Genomic DNA, 17,998 nt, shown 5'->3' with positions numbered 1-17,998 from the left:
CTAAATCCAGGTAATTATTTCTCGGTGTAAATAACCTCTAATACGGTTTGACCAACAGCTTTTAAAGTAGCCCTGTCAATATTGCTCATATTGTCGTTAACTGTATGCCACCAAGCAGGGAAGCCGGTTTCTTTATTAAAGTTTATAATATCAATAGCCGGAATTTTGGTGTATTTATGAACGTAAAAATGGTCGTCAGTTATTTGTCCGTATTGGTAGTAATAAAAGAAATTACCATAGTTTAATAAAGCCGCTTTTTCCCATACTTTACGCAATACATTTTCGCCCTGGTTTATGCTGTGTTGCTCCCAGATAAATTTTGCATCTTTACCACCAACCATATCTAAGTTAATCGCAAAGTCAGCTGTGTAGTTTTGTGGCACTATATTTTGTCCCCAGTATTGCGTACCTAAACAATAGGTATCGGCATCTTGAAATTCAGCCGATGGATTTCCCCAATCTTCCGCATCAAAACAAATTAAATCAACACCAATTCCGTTTAGTTTATTTTGCTTAATAACTCTGGCTATTTCCAACATAACCGCTACGCCACTGCCACCATCGTCAGCAGCCAATACAGGTTTTGTTCTATTGCTTTCCACAGGGTCGTTATCGGCCACAGGGCGACTATCCCAATGCGCAGTAATCAATATACGTTTTTTTGCTTCAGGGTTAAACTGTGCAATAATGTTTATACAATTTAATTTACTCTTAGCCCAATTGGTTACCTGTCCTTTTTGCTCGGTTACTTTAGCACCATAGTTTTTAAACTGCTGGCTTAACCAGGCTGCACATTTAATACTTTCTTTGGTGCCTGTTACACGTGGCCCGAAATCAACTTGTTTTTGTACAAAGTAATAAGCCGAATCAGCATTAAAGTTGGGCGAAGCCTGTTGGTAGCCGGTAGCTTGTGTGGTAGCCGTATCGGTTTGTTTGGTGGTACTTGGTGGTGTTTCATTACCACAAGCACTTAGCAACAATACACTGCTTACTAAACTTATAAATATATATATGTATTGATTGTGTTGTTTCATTTTTTCAGGAAAGAATGTTGTTATTAATTGATACTATAAGTGGTTCCTTCTTTACCATCTTTAATTTCAAAACCAATTTCTTTTAGTTTGTTACGTATGCTGTCGCTGGTTGCAAAGTCTCTGTTGTTTTTAGCAGTGTTGCGTTGTTCAATAATCATTTGCATTAAACCGTCCAACTTATCAGTGTTTTCTGCCTGCTCTGCCTGTAAGCCCAATACATCAAATACTATGCTGTGCATAAGGGTTTGCAATGCTTCTTTATCGCTTTCAGTAACGCTTTCTTTACCATCGTTTATAGAGTTAACTATACGCACTACTTCAAACAAATGTGCTAAGGCAATAGGCGTGTTAAAATCATCATTTAACGCATCGTAAATGTTTTGTTTTAGTGTAGCTATATTGATGCTGGTTTGTTGGCTTGCTTTTAACTCGCTAACCAATTTGCAGGCATTCATTAATCGGGCAAAACCTTTTTCAGCCGCTTGCAATGCTTCGTTACTAAAATCTAAAGTGCTTCTGTAATGTGCCTGTAACATAAAAAAGCGTACTGTCATTGGACTGTATCCTTTTTCTAATAATTTATGTGAGCCACTAAACAATTCGTGTGGTAAAAAGGAGTTACCTAAACTTTTACTCATTTTTTGTCCGTTTACGGTTAACATATTCGTATGAATCCAATAACGGGCAGGTTGTGTTTTATGGCAAGCTAAATTTTGTGCTATTTCATTGGTATGGTGTGTAGGTACTAAGTCCATTCCGCCACCATGTATATCAAACTCATTGCCCAAATATTTACTACTCATAGCTGAGCATTCCAAATGCCATCCCGGAAAACCAACACCCCAAGGGCTAGGCCATTTCATAATATGTTCAGGTTTGGCATTTATCCAAAGTGCAAAATCTAAACGACCACGTTTTTCATTTTGTCCGTCTAAATCGCGGGTGTTATTCAACAACTCATCCAGATTACGGTTTGATAAAATGGTGTAATTATATTCTTTGGTAAATTTTTCTACATCAAAATAAACAGAGCCATTTGTTTCATAAGCATATCCATTGGCTAAAATTTGTTTAGTCATTTCAATCTGCTCAATAATATGGCCGGTAGCTGTTGGTTCAATGCTTGGTGGCAATGCATTGAACATACGCATCATTTCACGGAAATCAATGGTATAGCGTTGTACTATTTCCATTGGTTCCAATTGCTCCAGCTTTGCTTTTTTTGCTATTTTATCTTCGCCTTCATCTGCATCGCTTTCCAAATGACCTGCATCGGTAATGTTTCTAACATAACGTACTTTATAACCTAAGTGTAAAAAGTAACGGAATATCACATCGAATGAAATAAAGGTGCGTGCATTGCCTAAATGCGCATTGCTATAAACCGTAGGGCCGCAAACATACATGCCCACATGGTTGGCTAAAATAGGGTTAAATTCTTCGGTGGTTCGGGTTAAAGTATTGTATAAAGAAAGCTTAGATGCCATGTTAAAATTTTAAATGGCGAATATAGGTAATCTGTTTTGGAGATTTTTTGATTTTTTATGGATTGGCGAATGACTTTATATAGCCCGTTTATTACTTGGGTTGGGCATTAATCCACTTCACTACTTCATCAATTACATATTCCGGCACATTGCTCCTGGTAAAGTATTCGGCCGGGGTTGATTTACCTGTGCCTTCTAAAAACAAATGATTCAGCTTTTCAAACGAAGCAAACATGTAATTGGTTTTACCATTTAAAAGTGTTTCCCACTTTTTATACTCGGAAAATGGTACCTGATAATCGCGTTGTCCTTGTAATATTAATACAGGCTTGTTGTTTTTTAAAGCCATGGCATGTAAGTCTAGTTTGCTTAGGTAATTCCAGTAGCTAAACGGATAGCTTAGCGGAAGGCTATCGTTAGGCGTAGTTTTGGCTAAGTTGGGTTGTTGTGCCAATAAAACTTGCTTTTTTAAGTTTTCAAATGCAGCAGTATCGGCTGCTGTTTTGGCTTGCAGGGGCATTAAATAATCAAACTGATAAAGCATTAAATCTGTTAAGCTACTATAGTTTCCAGCTAACATAATACCACCGGCTACTTTTTTATTTTGTTTCAATAGTAATGGCATTAAACCAGCTCCCTGGCTATGCCCCATCAGGTATATTCTATTGGGGTTGATTTGTGTTTTTTTACTTAAGCGATTAACCAAAGTTTGTATGTCTTCTAAATATTCCTGCTCAATGGTATAATAACTTCCAGCCTTATGCGCTTCCATTATTTTACCAAAGTAGGCCTTGGTTCTTTTATCAAAACGCAATGAAGCCACCCCTTTGTTGGCAAGCCCCCAAGCAAAGTCTTTGTATATACGATTGGGTCCAAAAGTTAAATCTTTATCTACAGGGCCGCTGCCCCCAACTATAATTACACAAGGATATTTTTTTTCGGTTATTGGTACCGTCAATATAGCTTCGCCTTTATATTTATCGCCACCAAAAGGAATTCTTATTTCGTAAAAGCCGAACGTATTGGCATAAGTAGGTATGCTGTACATGGGTTCTGCATCTACAATAAAAAGCCCGGCTATTTCCCAGTTTAAAGTATAAATCAAGCGCAAACCAACGGCTCCGTTTTTGTATTTAAGTTTGGTAGTGGTTATGTGTAAGGTATCAACAAAATTATATTTGGTACTGCCCACTTCTTTTAGTTCACCGTTAATAGTTGCTAAACTTTCCCATACACTTTGCAGCCTGTCGGGTGTTGACCTGCGTCTGAAAATAGAATCACCTGTATTATAAACAGTTTCATATTGTTCTGTTTTAAAAAACTGAATGGTATTGTCAGTCATTAATAAAGCTTTAGGCTCATTCTTTTGTGCAAAAATGGGTATGGCTATTACTAGTGTAAGTAGCGTAATAAATGCTTTTATAAAGTGATTCATTTGTTAGTGAATAATGTATTGGTATAGCACCGAGGCTATAATGAGTGAAAAAAATACAGCTTCTTTCAGGTAGAATAGTTTTTTGCTGATAAAGTAGTTGGCCATAACAATACTGGTAGGAACCGTTAAATAACACAATGCAAAAACAATGTTATGATCTTCAATAACTACAATGCAAAATGAAATGATAATGAACAGCGCAACAGTAAATAATATCCTGCGTGTTTTTACTTTGTTTTTAAAATAGTTTGCCTGTAATGATATGCCCGAAATTAGCACTACTGCAGCCACTAAAATCCATGGGAAAATTTTGCTCCAGTTAATGCTTAGCTCGTTAATATATTGGCGTTGCAAGCTGTTGTTTACAATTATTTGCAACTCATTTAAACTGTCAAACATAAAAAAGGTTACACCCAATAAATAAAGCGGTAATAAAATACCAAATACTGAAACCAATAAGTAACGTATATTGAAATAAGTCATTAACACTACACTGATTAAGATAAAGGGTAAGTATATCAACGTATCGTAATTAAGCAATACGGCCATACCCAAATACAAACCACCATCTAACACAAAATACAAAGGTTTTTCTGCTTCATATAAAAAGCACAAACGCTGAAACATAAATATAATAAACAAATTGGCTATTAACTGCGGGCTCAAAAACATTTGAGCAGGGTATAAGCTGTTTAGTACAATGAATAGCAGGCCGGGTAGAAAAGTATCGGTAATTAAAATACTATGCTGAACAACGATGTGGTTAAGCAACCATGCCTGTGCAAAAACCAAAACACTGGCACTTATAATACTGAAATAATAATAATCGTTAAATGATTTAAACCAATCAAACAAAAACTGAGCTAACGGAGCATTCGTATTTAAATCAATAGGAAGTGTTTGTAAAAAAGGCGATAACCTGAGTAATACTAAAAAAAGTAGTGCAAATATTAAAGCAAATATGTTATTGTTTCGGAATAAGTTCAGCAAGGTTTTATAGAATTAAAAAGTAACACGCATCAAAGTAAAACGTTTATCGCGAATGGTACAAGCCAAAAACGAGTTGGCCGAAATTTGTTTACTTTCAGCAGGTATCATTAACAAACTTGCATTGATGGCTTTCACCAATATTTTGTTTTCATTTTTGCCCAATACATCAAATTTACTCATTTGTAAATCGCCTTCCTGGTTTACATCGTTATTGTATAAAGTATAAATAGCATCGTTGTTTATAAAATTACTGAGCGATGAATAATAACCACCATCACTTACTGATTGCTGCTCTTTTTTTACTACTGCACCGTGTTGTAATGAACCATCGGCATTGATGCTTAAAAGCATCACATCATTATAATTATAAACGGTGCGTGTATTGGTTTGCGGAAAACCATTGATATAATAAGTGTATGACTGACGTGTTAAAAAATATTTTTCAGCAATCATAAAACAACCACCATCGCTGCGGGCAATAATTTTTCTTATATACATGTCGTTTAGGTCCATGGTTTTGCTGAATGAAAGTTGTTCTCGCAAGGTTTCTAACGAAGAGGCATTGATAACATTTTGCAATACCTGGTTATTAGTTAGGTCAATACTTTGTAAGAAAAAACCTTTTACTGTATTTTCCTTTTCGCTGCCATAAAAACCGGTTATGCATAATTGTTTTTTTACACTGTTAATGCAAAAGCCAACATCGTCAATATAATAGTCAGAACTGTTAATGCTGTTTTCATTCACATCTGTAGTATTGGGTTTGTTAATTTCGTAAGTTAACAATTCATCCTTATCCTTATAATAACTGTACAGCACAAAGTTGCGTAGTTCTGTTTTTCTTTTGTTGTTATATGATTTCGGAAAATCTAAAATAACAAAAAAATTGCCATCATTATCATTCTCACGGGAGCTGCTTTCAATATCGCCCAACGGAAAATTAATGGTTGCTGTTTTATTGTATATTTTGTTCAGCTCCAAATCAAATCCATACAGGTAAAAAACAGATTTTTCTTTGTCCTTATCGCGGCTTAACAAACTAAGGCTAAAATATTTTTTGTTGCTACTTAGCCTTATACCAATATCGCTTTTAGCACTTATGAGCTCTTCTTCAACCGAGGCAAGTAATATCATACCGCCTATTTGGTTGGCGCCTAAATCAAATTTCTGTACTAAAAAATCAAGGTTTTTGGTATTGTTATTTTTGGCCGCAATAAAAGCATAGATGCTTTGGTTAATCATAAAAAATTTTAAAATATCGGCAGGAATGCTCAATTCAAATTCTTTGCTCGACTCCAGGTTTAGCTTGGCATTGTACTTTTCCAAACTAACGTCCTTACTAAAAGCATTGTCTTTACTCCTGATTAAATAAGTGCCCGACTCATTACTGCCCATTATTTGCGAATAGCTGTTCCTGTTTTTTAGTTTAACGCCCTGTCCAAATTCAATTGTTTGACCAATTGTAACATTTGTTAAAATAAAAATACTAATTATGTAAAGCAGTGTGTGTTTATGCATTATTTTGCAACCTTTTAAAATTGGATTGCAAATTAACAAAATGACCGATTTTAAAAATGATGATTACTTAAATGGCAAAAAAACTTTACGATACAGCAAAACCTCAGGAAAAAGCAGTATTGGTGGGTGTTGTTACCCCCAATATGAAAATAGAGAAGGCTCAGGAATATATTGACGAATTGGAATTTTTAGCACAAACAGCGGGAGCTGTAGTTGAAAAGCAATTTTTACAACGTTTACCACATCCAAGTTCACGTACTTATGTGGGCGAGGGTAAGCTGGCTGAAATACTGGAATATGTTACCGCACGCGAAATTGATATTGTTATTTTTGACGATGAGCTAAGTCCTTCTCAACTGCGCAATATTCAGCAGGAGTTAAAAATAAAAATATTAGACAGAAGCAATTTAATACTCGATATTTTTGCCAACAGGGCAAGTACGGCACAAGCCAAATACCAGGTTGAATTAGCACAAGCACAATATTTATTACCTCGCTTAACCCGTATGTGGACCCATTTAACCAAACAAAAAGGTGGAATTGGTATGCGTGGTCCCGGAGAAACAGAAATAGAAACAGACAGACGTTTGTTGCGTGACGAAATAAGTAAGCTGAAAGAAAAGTTAAAGCAAATTGACAAACAATCAGTAACACGCAGGCAAAATAGGGATGAGAAAAAACGTGTAGCTCTGGTTGGTTATACCAATGTAGGTAAATCAACCATTATGAATTTGCTGAGCAAAAGCGAAGTGCTGGTGGAAAATAAATTGTTTGCCACGCTTGATAGTACAGTACGCAAAGTAGTATTTGACAATATACCTTTTTTATTAAGCGATACCGTTGGTTTTATAAGAAAACTCCCACATCAGTTAGTAGAGAGTTTTAAATCAACTTTAGATGAAGTGCGCGAAGCTGATTTATTGTTACACGTAGTAGATATTAGCCACGAAAATTTTGAAGATCAGTTGGATTTGGTAAATAGTACTTTGCTTGAAATAGGGGCAAGTAATAAAAAACAATTATTGGTTTTTAATAAAATAGATCAATTAAAAGAACCGCTTCAACCAGATGATCCTTTTGGTGAAGATACGGAACAGTTAACTTATATAGAACGCTTGAAAAATACCTGGATGGCCAAAGAAAACGGACAGGTTATATTTATTTCAGCCACTAAAAAAGTGAACATTGATGAGTTGAGGAAAAAAATTATTGAATTGATTAGTTAAATATAAGAGGCTTTTTAAATGCCTGAACATAAAATAATTAAAAAATGATTTTATGTTTGTATCTATAACGCTTAAAACATGTTTAAAAAGTTAGCTTACATATTCATCCTGCTTAGTATCTTTCAATCATGTTGCAAGGACGATTATTACTCGCCAGGAAGTAGCGGTAAATATACGCTTATAGTGCAGGTCAAAGATGTAAACAATAATTACATCAACGTAAAAATTAATACCATAGAGTGGCTTGGTTCCGATTATGTACAACAGGTAGCTACCGATACGGCAACTGATTTAACTTTAAACCCGAGGGCAGAGCAAACGCAGTTTACAATAAACCATGCCAATGGAACAGATACAGTTACTTTTACTTACAAGTGGGGGCCAGTAGCTTATAATAAAGGTTGTTGGGGCGAAAATAACAGAATGGAACGCCTTGCGAAAGGATTAGTTGTTACAGGAAGTAAACCCGTTAGTAGCATAAATTCAGGGCGATATATTTTAAGACTTAACTAACATGAAAAAAAGTATTATCATACTACTGTTTTTTATTGTTGGGTTTAATTCATTTGCTCAATCAAAAAAGTCAATACCATACGATACCGTTGGTACTGATTTGTTATCGTTGAATTACCGTATTTTTGAGTGGTCAGCCGGGTTTGAGCTCAAGTATTTCCATTTGGCAGAACAAAGTGGTTTTGCGCCAACCATGGCTTTGGGTTTTGTTAACTATAATAATGATAACAGCGTAGGGAATGCCGTATATAAAGTAAATGGAGGCTTTGGTAAAATTGGGTTAGCCGCCTACCACAAATTTTCAGGTGCGGTTATATATATTGGACCCAATGTTATATTTTCTTATGCCAATCAAAACTTAACGGCAGAATTTAAAGATAAAGTATGGGACACTTACAGTCAAACATTTCAGACCAATGATTTTAACATAGGTTTAGAATTAGCCTTGGGCATCATAGTAAAAGTCCATAAAAAAGTATTTCTTCATTTCGAAGGGTCGTCAGGTTCTAAATTCCTGCATCAGGATAATCCCTTGTACTCATCTATGAACGTAGATGAAAAAGAAGCCTACAGTCTACCTTATTTTTCTCCGGGAATGGGTAGAGGCGGGGCTTTGTTTATTAATGCCAGTATTGGTGTTGGTTATCAGTTTTAGGTATTTTTTATCTAGCTAAAGTCATGCTTATAAACTTACTGGTCATAGTAAAAAATTAAAGTATTATGCTATTTTCGCCAGCATAACTTAAAAATAATTCATAAATGAAATACGTTGCTTTAAATGATTTGCATGCCGGTTTAGGTGCTAAAATGATTGAGTTTGCAGGTTACAATATGCCTGTACTTTATACCAATTTAATTCAGGAACATTTAGCTGTTCGCAATTCAGTGGGGGTTTTTGATGTTAGCCACATGGGCGAGTTTGTGCTTAAAGGCGAAAAGGCATTGGATTTAATTCAATTAGTAACAAGTAACGATGCTTCAAAGTTAACTGATGGTAAAGTACAGTACAGTTGCTTACCTAACGATAAAGGCGGTATAGTCGATGATTTATTGGTGTACCGTTGGAGTCAGGATGAATACTATTTGGTAGTAAATGCTTCAAACATTGAAAAAGACTGGAACTGGATTAGCCAACACAATACATTTGGTGTAGACATGCAAAACATAAGCGATGAGTTAAGCTTATTAGCAGTACAAGGTCCTAATGCCATTAAAGCATTGCAAAAATTAACTGATGTTGATTTAAGCGCTATGGAATATTATACATTTTGTGGTGGTACTATGGCTGGTTGCGAAGATGTAATTATTTCAAACACGGGTTATACCGGTGCAGGCGGATTTGAAATTTATGTATGGAATAAAGATGCTAAAAAAATGTGGGATGCCATATTTGAAGCAGGAAAAGAGTTTGATATTATGCCGGTTGGCTTAGGTGCCCGCGATACCTTACGTTTAGAAAAAGGTTTCTGCTTATATGGTAATGATATAAACGATGAAACAAGCCCGATAGAAGCAGGTTTGGGTTGGATTACTAAATTTACCAAACCATTTATCATGAGCGAGCATCATAAAGCTATTAAAGAAAATGGAGCTACCAAAAAATTAGTTGGTTTTGAGTTAATAGACAGAGGTATTCCTCGTCAGCATTATGTTATCAAAGATGCCAATGGTAATACCATAGGTGAAGTAACTTCAGGTACACAATCACCAAGCTTAAACAAAGCCATTGGTATGGGTTACGTAGATGCAGCCCATAGCAAAGCCGATACAGAAATTTATATTGAAATAAGAGAGAAATTGATAAAAGCTAAAGTGGTTAAAGTGCCATTTTTGTAAGCAAATAGTCTAAAATTAATTAAGCCAAAGCCTTACTTATTGAGAAAATAAGTAAGGCTTTTTTGTATTGAAGTGGTATTAGCTTAAAGTATTAATCAATTAACCTTAAAGTATACGGCCTTTTATATTTTTAATGTTTACCTTTTCCTTATTAGCCACCTTTCTTTTAATTAATATTTGTGCTTCAGCAGCATAGTTCTCTATCTGATAACTATTGCCACCATAGTTAACAAATACAATTCCTTCTTCATTCTTAAAAGTATTGAGCATATATATTTTTACATCAGACTCCACCGTTTTAACTTTTTTAAACTGTAAAAATAAATCGTTGTTGTTTTCAAAAGCTATGTCAAGCGTGGAGTCAGTGCTGCGTATGCATATACCCGGAGTAAGGTTTTTAATGCTTAAAATTTGAACATTTTTGCCTTTATATAATTCAATTTTGCCGGATGTTATTTTAGTAGTATTAGAGGCTGCTTCCCTTCGTAAATCAACATTGCGGTCAATATAAAATTGTAGCTTTTCAGGTTTTATTGATTTTAAATCGAGGTTGTTTCTGAGGGCTTCGTTAAAAGCAACTTTAGGAGTACATGCAGATAAGCAAGCTATAAAAGCCAATAGCACAATGATGGTTTTCGTTTTCATAAAAGTATGTTTTAGGTTTTAAAACCTACCATACAATTACTTTGCCAAAATTTAAGTTGTTCATATACTTTATAAAGAATACAGTATTTAATTTATTTTTTTAAATGAAATGGGTATTTCAACGGCAATACCAGTTTGGATATCCGGGGCATTGTTTACCTTGAAGTCTTCGTTTAAGTAAAAACTCCAAATCCATTTGTTACCATAGGAGCTAATCAAAGACCAGTTTTGGTTATTGCGATAAAGGTGTGTAAGTGCTAAGTGCCAATGTGGACTTATTCTATTACCTATTGGGGTTAATTGGTCAAAATCCTCCTCATTATTATATGCGCTTTGATAATAAAAGTTTAAACCAATTTGCCAGAATTTACCTTTTTCCAGTTGTTTCCGGTATTCAAACATTGTTTCATAAGCAAAGAAGTAAGGGCTACTACTAAAGGCTGCCTGAGAGTTTATATCAATAACTTTTTGCTTTAGAATACTTCCAGCTAAAGCAAATGTAAGCGCGTTTTTCTTTCGTATTTTTATTTGTTTTTGTATTGCTGCAGAAGCACCTAAATCTAATGAACGGTTATACACGGACGTATTACAACCAATATGCAAACCACTGTTGAATAGTAATTGATGTTTGCGAAGGAAATTCCATTTTAGATAATGAAATAAATTAAACTGAATGCCGGGTATTACAAATTGACCATTTTTTATTTGTAGAGTATTACCTTTTAAATCTTGGTAGTAAATATTAGCCTTATTTAAACCATAACTTTTGCGAGCAAAAGGGTCTTCACCTCCAGCTATTTTACTATGAAAAAATTCTATCAATTCATCATTGGTTAAAATAGAAAAGGGCATTTCACCTTGGGTTAATAAAAAGCTCCTCATGTTTACCGCCAGTTCAATACTTTTTGAAAAGGGGAGTCTAACATTAATATCAAAGGTTTTTATAACCCCATCAGCAGAAAATACGCTAGAGTCGTAATTCTGTGGGAAAGCTTGAAATACAGAATCCCTTTTATGCCAAGGGAATAGTTTAAGATGTTCCATTACCGCAGGGTCTTTAGGTCTGTATGCTTTTACTTCAGGCAACCATACATTGGCACTCCCCAAATCAATATTTAACTTTATTACTTTTGGAGGAGCCCCATTAAAGTTATGGTTAATTCTACTAATAAATAGTCCGAAAGGATGTGATACAAGAATATTAGGTTTATAACAACCGTTTAATTGGTTTGTAGAGCTGATGCTGTCGTTTAAAATACTTTGTGAGTTAATTGAGCCTGCGAAAAGTAACATAACGGGCAATAGAAATAATCTCATGTAGGTTATTAAGTTCCTCATTAATTATTTAATGTAGTTAAGTTTATTTTACGATAACAGCACCAATTTTTTTAGTAAGCTCAGTGCGTTGTTTCATTAAGTCCATATGTAAGTGCTGGTGTAATTGTTCTTCCTCTTCATTTCCTATTGATTCAAGCACTTTCATGTTTTGCTTCATTAGCCTATCAATATATTTAATGTGCAAATGAAGAATAGCTGTATCAATATCTTGTTTTATATTTTTAAAAAACAAGCTCATATTTACTTCAGCCTTTTTTTCCCAGTTAGGGCTAATTATATACTCTTTGCTAATAACACTGGCTGTTAAAGCCGTTATAAGCGGGTTTTGATGGTTGGTAAAATAAGAGCCACTCACCACTTCACCTTGTTGCAAAGCCAGATATGTTTCTTCTAAAATTAGTTTAACAATAGGGTGCTCGATGGCTATTTCCTTTGTTACTAATTCTTCTAATAAATAAGCCGCAGCAGTTTTATTATCCTCTAATGTTCTGTCAGCATAATTAACCAGTATACGGATTAAATCCTGTTCCAGACTATCAAATATAGTAGCATCGTCAAGCGTTTCCTGTAAATCATTCTGGTAGCTACTTTCATTGTTTGTTGATTGCTCCGGTAATTCACTTATGTATTGACGGTCTTTATCACTTAAAAACTGTTTGCGTAGTTTGTTTAATTCTACAATTAATACCTGTTCATCAACCTGTAGTAAACGCGAACATTCCGATACAAAAACTGAGCGTTTAATGCTATCAGGTATTTTACTTATACTCTCAACAATATCGCGCGTTACCGATGCCTTTTGTATAGGGTCGTTACCCGCAGCCGATAAAAGTAAATTAACTTTAAAAACAATAAAATCCTGACGTTTCGTTTCTAAGTATACTTTAAATTCATCACTACCTACTTTCTGGCTGTAACTATCAGGGTCATCTCCATCAGGAAAAGTGAGTACCCTAACATTTAAGCCTTGCTCCAAAAGCATATCAATACCACGAATACTTGCTTTAATACCCGCAGCATCGCCATCAAAAAGTACCGTTACATTTTCAGTAAAACGTTTAATGAGTCGTATTTGTCCTTCGGTTAATGAAGTGCCACTGGAGGCTACTACATTTTCAACCCCCGACTGATGCATGCTAATCACATCAGTATAACCCTCCACCAAGTAAACAGAGTCCTGCTGACGAATTACATTTTTAGCATAATTTAAACCATATAGCTCATTACTTTTATGGTATAGCAGTGTTTCGGGTGAGTTTACATATTTGGGGCTATTGGGTTCTTTTTTTAAATACCTGCCGGCAAAGGCTATTACCTTTCCATTTATGTTGTGTATAGGAAAAATAACCCGGCCTCTGTAAGCATCATATTTTTTTCCGTCTTCCCTGTGTTTAACTAACCCCGAACTAAAAAGCAATTCTTCCTTAAACTGGTTAGCTATGGCATCGTCATATAAAGCTTGCCAACTATCTAAACTAAATCCAAGGTTAAACTTTTTAATAATATCGTGCCTGAAACCACGCTCTTCAAAATAGCTAAGCCCGATTGCTTGTCCTGTTTCATTTTCCCAAAGTATTTTTTGAAAATACTCGTTAGCCCAATTATTTAAAATTTGTAAGCTTTCTTTCCCGTCACGTTGTTTTTTCTCCTCGTCAACATTTACAAATTCCTGTTGAGGCCATTCTATGTTAAACTTATCGGCTAAAAACTTTAATGCAGGTATATAGCCTAAGCTATCATGCTCCATAATAAAATTAACCACATTACCCGCTTTTCCACAACCAAAACACTTATAAATGCCTTTGGCCGGACTTACAGAGAAAGAGGGTGATTTTTCATTATGAAAGGGACAAAGCCCGGATAGATTTGCACCTTTACGTTTTAAACGCACATAATCGCCAATAACTTGCTCAATATTAGCGGCATTAATTATTTCATCTATTTTGTTTTGAGGAATCAATTGGCGGTAAATATACTACTTGAATTTATTTTCGTTTGCCTAAATAATTAAATGGTGTTTTTTTCTAAATTTATTTATTATTGACTGCCTGATAATTAATAACTTTATATTAATGATTAAATAGACTACTACTGTATGAAAACGTTGCGTGATAAACTTTTATTTTTAATTGTAGCTCTGGTACTATTATCAATTATATTTTTTGCGTTAGCCTCTTTTCAATTATCAAACAAAATAAATGATACTGTAGTGAGTATTGCGCATACCAATGAAGTGCTTTATCAATCACAAAATTTATTGACCCTTTCTATTGATAATGTCTCCCTGTCGCGAGGTTATGCTTTAACAGGAAAAGACGAATACCTGGCACTGTTAAAAAAATCGGAAAAAGATTTATATGAAGCATTGGCTCGTATTCAAAATTTAACTTCCGATAACACTGAACAGCAGAGAAATATTTCCTTACTAACTGATGCTGTCATTCAGCGGATTGCCTATACCAAAACAATTATTAATCTTAAAAACAAAAGTAGTTTAGATGCGGTCTCTCAGTATATAGGCAATGGCAAAGGCAATACTTTAATGGATAATATCAGGCAGATAGTACAGAAAATGCAGTCAACAGAAAATGAACTATTAATAGAACGAAAAGCAATTAATGTTTTAGTGTCCGATAACTTAAAGTACTCATTAAAAGGTATTACTATATTGTTTGTTTTCTTGCTTTTTTTATTGCTACTAACGGAGCGTAAACAGTTTTTAGTACGAAAAAAATCAAAAGAAGATGTACTGTATTTAGCCAAGTTAATTAATACAGTAAACGATGTTATTTTTTCAACAGACGATAAGTTTAATATTGTTTTTTGGAACAAAGCGGCTACTGATATGTATGGTTATACTGCTGCTGAGGCTATAGGAAGGAGACCTTCTCAATTATTGCATATCAGATTAAATAAAGATTTGTATGAAGACTCTGTAAACTTACTAAAGCAACAAGGTTTTTATAAAGATGAATATGAGGCCGTAACCAAAAGTGGAAACATTATTTTTATATTGGCTCACTCCAATGCGGTTTATGACGACAAAGGAAATATTACCGGTTACGTGAGTGCACACAGAGAATTAACCGAACGTAAATACTTAGAAGATAGCTTAAGAAAAGGGAATGAAAAATTAATAAAACAGGTAAGCGATAAAAGCAATGAATTGCGTAACATGTTTGAAAAAATTAGTGATGCGTTTATTGAAATGGACTCAGATTGGTCTTATACCTATATGAATTTAAAGGCTAGCGAAATTTTAGGTTGCTCACCCAATAATAGTATAGGAAGAACCGCATGGAATGAATTTTCTGAAGATCAAGCAAAACCCTTTTACGATGTTTTTTTGAAAGCCAAAGCAGAACAACAGTTCACTCATTTTGAAGCTTTTTATGAGCCTAAAAAAGTGTGGCTCGAATGTTATTTATATCCTTCAAAAAATGGAATTTCAGTATTTTTTAGAGATATCAGCCAGAAAAAAGCCAGTGAAGAAATTTTACAGCGCTCAGAAGAAAAATACAAATCGCTGTTTTATAATTGCCCTCTACCTATGTTAATGTATGACATAGAAAGTTTGAAAATTGTAGATGTAAACAATGCCGCTGTTAGAAAATATGGCTATAGCCAAGAAGAGTTTTTAAACTTAAAAATTCAAGATATTAGGCCCAAAGAAGACCTGCAAAAACTATTGGATTTTATTAGTATACCTAAAAAGAACTTTAGCGATAGCGGTGTTTGGAGGCATGTTAGAAAAGATAGTTCTGTTTTTAATGCGCATGTTTATGGTTTTGAGTCGTTTATAGGCGACAAGCCTGCTAGGTTGGTTATTATGATAGAAGAGTAACATCAGTTAATTAGGTGTAATGAATAGCTGACTTCTGTCATTCAAATAAACAAGCATATAGAAAACCATTTGAGTAGAGCCTTGTTCTATTTATTATGAACTCACAGATAATTAAGCAGTACATTGAACATACACTAGAGCATAATAAAGCGCCCGAAAGTGTTTATTTATTCTCAAAAGCCATAGGTATGGAGGAGAAAGAGTTTTACAACCATTATGCTAGCTTGGCTAGTTTAGAAGCTGATATTTATAAAGTATGGTTTGAGAAGGCTTTCGAATCATGCGTTCAGAGCGAACCCTGGATTAATTATTCTGCAAGGGAAAAAGTATTGTCAGTTTTTTTTAGCTTTATTGAAGAAGTAAAAAATTATAGGAGTTTTGCAACTTATTTAAAACAAAGAGATACGAGTACACTACCTAAATGGCCAGCTTATTTAAAGGAGCTTCACCTATCTTTCCTCGAAAAAATGAAGCCGCTTTTATCTTCGGCTATTGAGAATAAAGAAATAGAGCAACGAAAGTACTTAGATGACAAATACGTTTCTGGATTATGGTTAAACTTTTTGTTTGTATTTAATTTTTGGTTAAATGATACAAGCAAGTCGTTTGAAAAAACAGATGAATCAATTGAACGGTCAGTAAATTTAGCATTTGATTTGATGGGTAAATCAGCCCTAGATGCAGCGTTGGATTTTGGAAAGTTTCTATTTCAAAATAGATAAAAAGGGTCACAGATTATTGTGAAAACTAATTAAGTAATCTATTACGAAACAAGTATCAAAAAACCATTTATGGAACAAAATTCAATCCCTTCGAGTAAAGTAGAACGTGCTATGCGTTTTGTTAAAACAGGCGCACAAATAGGAGGAAACTACATTAAGCATTATTCAAAAAAAATAATTGATCCAAGTATAAGTAAAGAAAGACTACACGAAGACAATGCCGAGGATGTATACAATGCTCTGAGTGAATTGAAGGGTTCAGCATTAAAAGTAGCCCAAATGCTGAGCATGGAAAAGAATGTTTTGCCTAGAGCCTACGTAAATAAATTTGCACTGGCACAATATTCAGCACCCCCACTTTCTGGGCCACTTATAGTACAAACATTTGTAAAACAATTCGGAAAAACACCTCAACAAATTTTTGATACATTTAACATGCAATCAACCCGAGCTGCAAGTATTGGACAAGTGCATGAAGCAACAAAGGATGGGCGTAAACTGGCTATCAAAATTCAGTATCCTGGTGTGGCTGAAAGTATAAAAAGCGATTTGAAATTAGTAAAGCCTATTGCTTTTAGATTGGTTGGCTTAAGCGAAAAAGAGTTTGAAAAATACATAATTGAAGTAGAAAGCAAGCTTTTAGAAGAAACCAACTACGACCTAGAATTACAGCGTAGCCAAGAAATTTCGAAGCTTTGCGCCAATATTCTCAATATAAAATTTACCAAATATTATCCTGAATATTCCAGTAACAAAGTGTTAGTAATGGATTGGTTAGAAGGTTTGCATTTAGAAGAGTTTTTAAAAACCAATCCAAGTCAAGAAATAAGAAATCAAATTGGGCAAGCCATGTGGGACTTTTACGATAGGCAAGTGCATGAACAAAAAGCAGTGCATGCCGACCCCCACCCGGGTAATTTTTTGATGCAAAAAGATGGAACTTTAGGTGTGATTGATTTTGGGTGTGTAAAGGAAATTCCAGAAGATTTTTATTACAATTACTTTGCTTTATTGGTTCCCGAAATATTAAAAAGCCAAAAAAGTATTAAGCGAATAATGCTTCAACAACAAATTGTAAGTGATAAAGATGATAAGCATACTCAAGATGTAATTACAGATGCTTTTATTAAAATGACCACATTGCTTAGTACTCCATTTGCTACTGACGAATTTGATTTTAGTAATAATGAATATATTGATAGCATTTATGCACTAGGTGAAGAAGTAACCAACATGAAAGAATTGCGCGAAAGTAAAGAGGGTAGAGGTTCGCAACATGCTTTATATATTAATCGGACTTACTTTGGTATTTATAGTATTTTAAACGTATTGGGGGCTAAAGTAAAAACTGGGCAAAGAAACTGGAAAAAGGCATTGATGGATTATCATTTAAGTACCAAGGTTTAAAAT

General features: G+C 34.5%; 15 protein-coding genes. 7 read left to right on the top strand and 8 right to left on the bottom strand.

Translation table 11 applies throughout. From position 1 onward, the window contains the following. Positions 1 to 14 precede the first annotated feature (14 nt). From V4538_14660 to V4538_14640, 5 genes are all read right to left on the bottom strand, one after another. Entirely contained in the window at positions 15 to 1,034 is a 1,020-nt protein-coding gene (locus V4538_14660; GenBank protein ID MES2382285.1) for a M28 family peptidase, read from the bottom strand. Between the two features lie 23 nt (positions 1,035 to 1,057). Continuing rightward, entirely contained in the window at positions 1,058 to 2,521 is a 1,464-nt protein-coding gene (gene cysS / locus V4538_14655; protein MES2382284.1) for a cysteine--tRNA ligase, read from the bottom strand. A 91-nt stretch (positions 2,522 to 2,612) separates the two neighbouring features. Continuing rightward, the gene (locus V4538_14650; protein MES2382283.1) at positions 2,613 to 3,956 is read right to left on the bottom strand and encodes a prolyl oligopeptidase family serine peptidase; all 1,344 of its coding nucleotides are present in this window, start codon (positions 3,954 to 3,956) and stop codon (positions 2,613 to 2,615) included. 3 nt (positions 3,957 to 3,959) lie between these two features. Then, entirely contained in the window at positions 3,960 to 4,946 is a 987-nt protein-coding gene (locus tag V4538_14645) for a DUF6427 family protein (GenBank protein MES2382282.1), read from the bottom strand. A 12-nt stretch (positions 4,947 to 4,958) separates the two neighbouring features. Further along, positions 4,959 to 6,464, bottom strand: coding sequence for a hypothetical protein (locus tag V4538_14640; protein MES2382281.1), 1,506 nt, complete (start codon positions 6,462 to 6,464; stop codon positions 4,959 to 4,961). Positions 6,465 to 6,535: 71 nt separating this feature from the next. Between V4538_14640 and hflX the strand changes: the two genes are divergently transcribed. The 4 genes from hflX to gcvT all read left to right on the top strand — a co-directional run bounded on the left by hflX (position 6,536) and on the right by gcvT (position 10,039). Next, the gene (gene hflX / locus V4538_14635; GenBank protein ID MES2382280.1) at positions 6,536 to 7,690 is read left to right on the top strand and encodes a GTPase HflX; all 1,155 of its coding nucleotides are present in this window, start codon (positions 6,536 to 6,538) and stop codon (positions 7,688 to 7,690) included. A gap of 78 nt (positions 7,691 to 7,768) precedes the next feature. Then, positions 7,769 to 8,203 (top strand): hypothetical protein, encoded by a 435-nt coding sequence (locus V4538_14630; protein ID MES2382279.1) that lies wholly within the window; start codon positions 7,769 to 7,771, stop codon positions 8,201 to 8,203. 1 nt (position 8,204) lies between these two features. Further along, a complete protein-coding gene (locus V4538_14625) occupies positions 8,205 to 8,858 on the top strand; it encodes a hypothetical protein (GenBank protein MES2382278.1) in 654 nt (217 codons plus the stop codon). Positions 8,859 to 8,962: 104 nt separating this feature from the next. After that, on the top strand, positions 8,963 to 10,039 hold the full coding sequence (gcvT, locus tag V4538_14620) for a glycine cleavage system aminomethyltransferase GcvT (GenBank protein MES2382277.1): 1,077 nt from the start codon (positions 8,963 to 8,965) through the stop codon (positions 10,037 to 10,039). A gap of 105 nt (positions 10,040 to 10,144) precedes the next feature. On the opposite strand, the gene V4538_14615 is transcribed toward gcvT, so the two are convergent. The 3 genes from V4538_14615 to dnaG form a co-directional block, all read right to left on the bottom strand. Beyond that, the gene (locus tag V4538_14615; protein MES2382276.1) at positions 10,145 to 10,684 is read right to left on the bottom strand and encodes a hypothetical protein; all 540 of its coding nucleotides are present in this window, start codon (positions 10,682 to 10,684) and stop codon (positions 10,145 to 10,147) included. Between the two features lie 87 nt (positions 10,685 to 10,771). Further along, positions 10,772 to 12,001, bottom strand: a complete 1,230-nt coding sequence (locus tag V4538_14610) for a hypothetical protein (protein ID MES2382275.1) — start codon at positions 11,999 to 12,001, stop codon at positions 10,772 to 10,774. 43 nt (positions 12,002 to 12,044) lie between these two features. After that, a complete protein-coding gene (gene dnaG / locus V4538_14605; GenBank protein ID MES2382274.1) occupies positions 12,045 to 13,982 on the bottom strand; it encodes a DNA primase in 1,938 nt (645 codons plus the stop codon). Positions 13,983 to 14,117: 135 nt separating this feature from the next. Here dnaG and V4538_14600 point away from each other — a divergent pair, with 135 nt between their 5' ends. The 3 genes from V4538_14600 to V4538_14590 all read left to right on the top strand — a co-directional run bounded on the left by V4538_14600 (position 14,118) and on the right by V4538_14590 (position 17,995). Further along, a complete protein-coding gene (locus tag V4538_14600; GenBank protein ID MES2382273.1) occupies positions 14,118 to 15,866 on the top strand; it encodes a PAS domain S-box protein in 1,749 nt (582 codons plus the stop codon). 95 nt (positions 15,867 to 15,961) lie between these two features. Further along, positions 15,962 to 16,588: a TetR family transcriptional regulator C-terminal domain-containing protein gene (locus V4538_14595; GenBank protein MES2382272.1), complete on the top strand. Its 627-nt coding sequence runs from the start codon at positions 15,962 to 15,964 to the stop codon at positions 16,586 to 16,588. A gap of 69 nt (positions 16,589 to 16,657) precedes the next feature. Next, the gene (locus V4538_14590) at positions 16,658 to 17,995 is read left to right on the top strand and encodes an AarF/ABC1/UbiB kinase family protein (protein ID MES2382271.1); all 1,338 of its coding nucleotides are present in this window, start codon (positions 16,658 to 16,660) and stop codon (positions 17,993 to 17,995) included. The last annotated feature ends 3 nt before the right edge of the window (positions 17,996 to 17,998 follow it).

The sequence above is a fragment of the Bacteroidota bacterium genome, assembly GCA_040388375.1.
Lineage (GTDB): Bacteria > Bacteroidota > Bacteroidia > UKL13-3 > UKL13-3 > JAAFJM01.
Note: the sequence above shows the minus strand (reverse complement) of the source record. Positions and strands in the feature narration are given on the sequence as shown.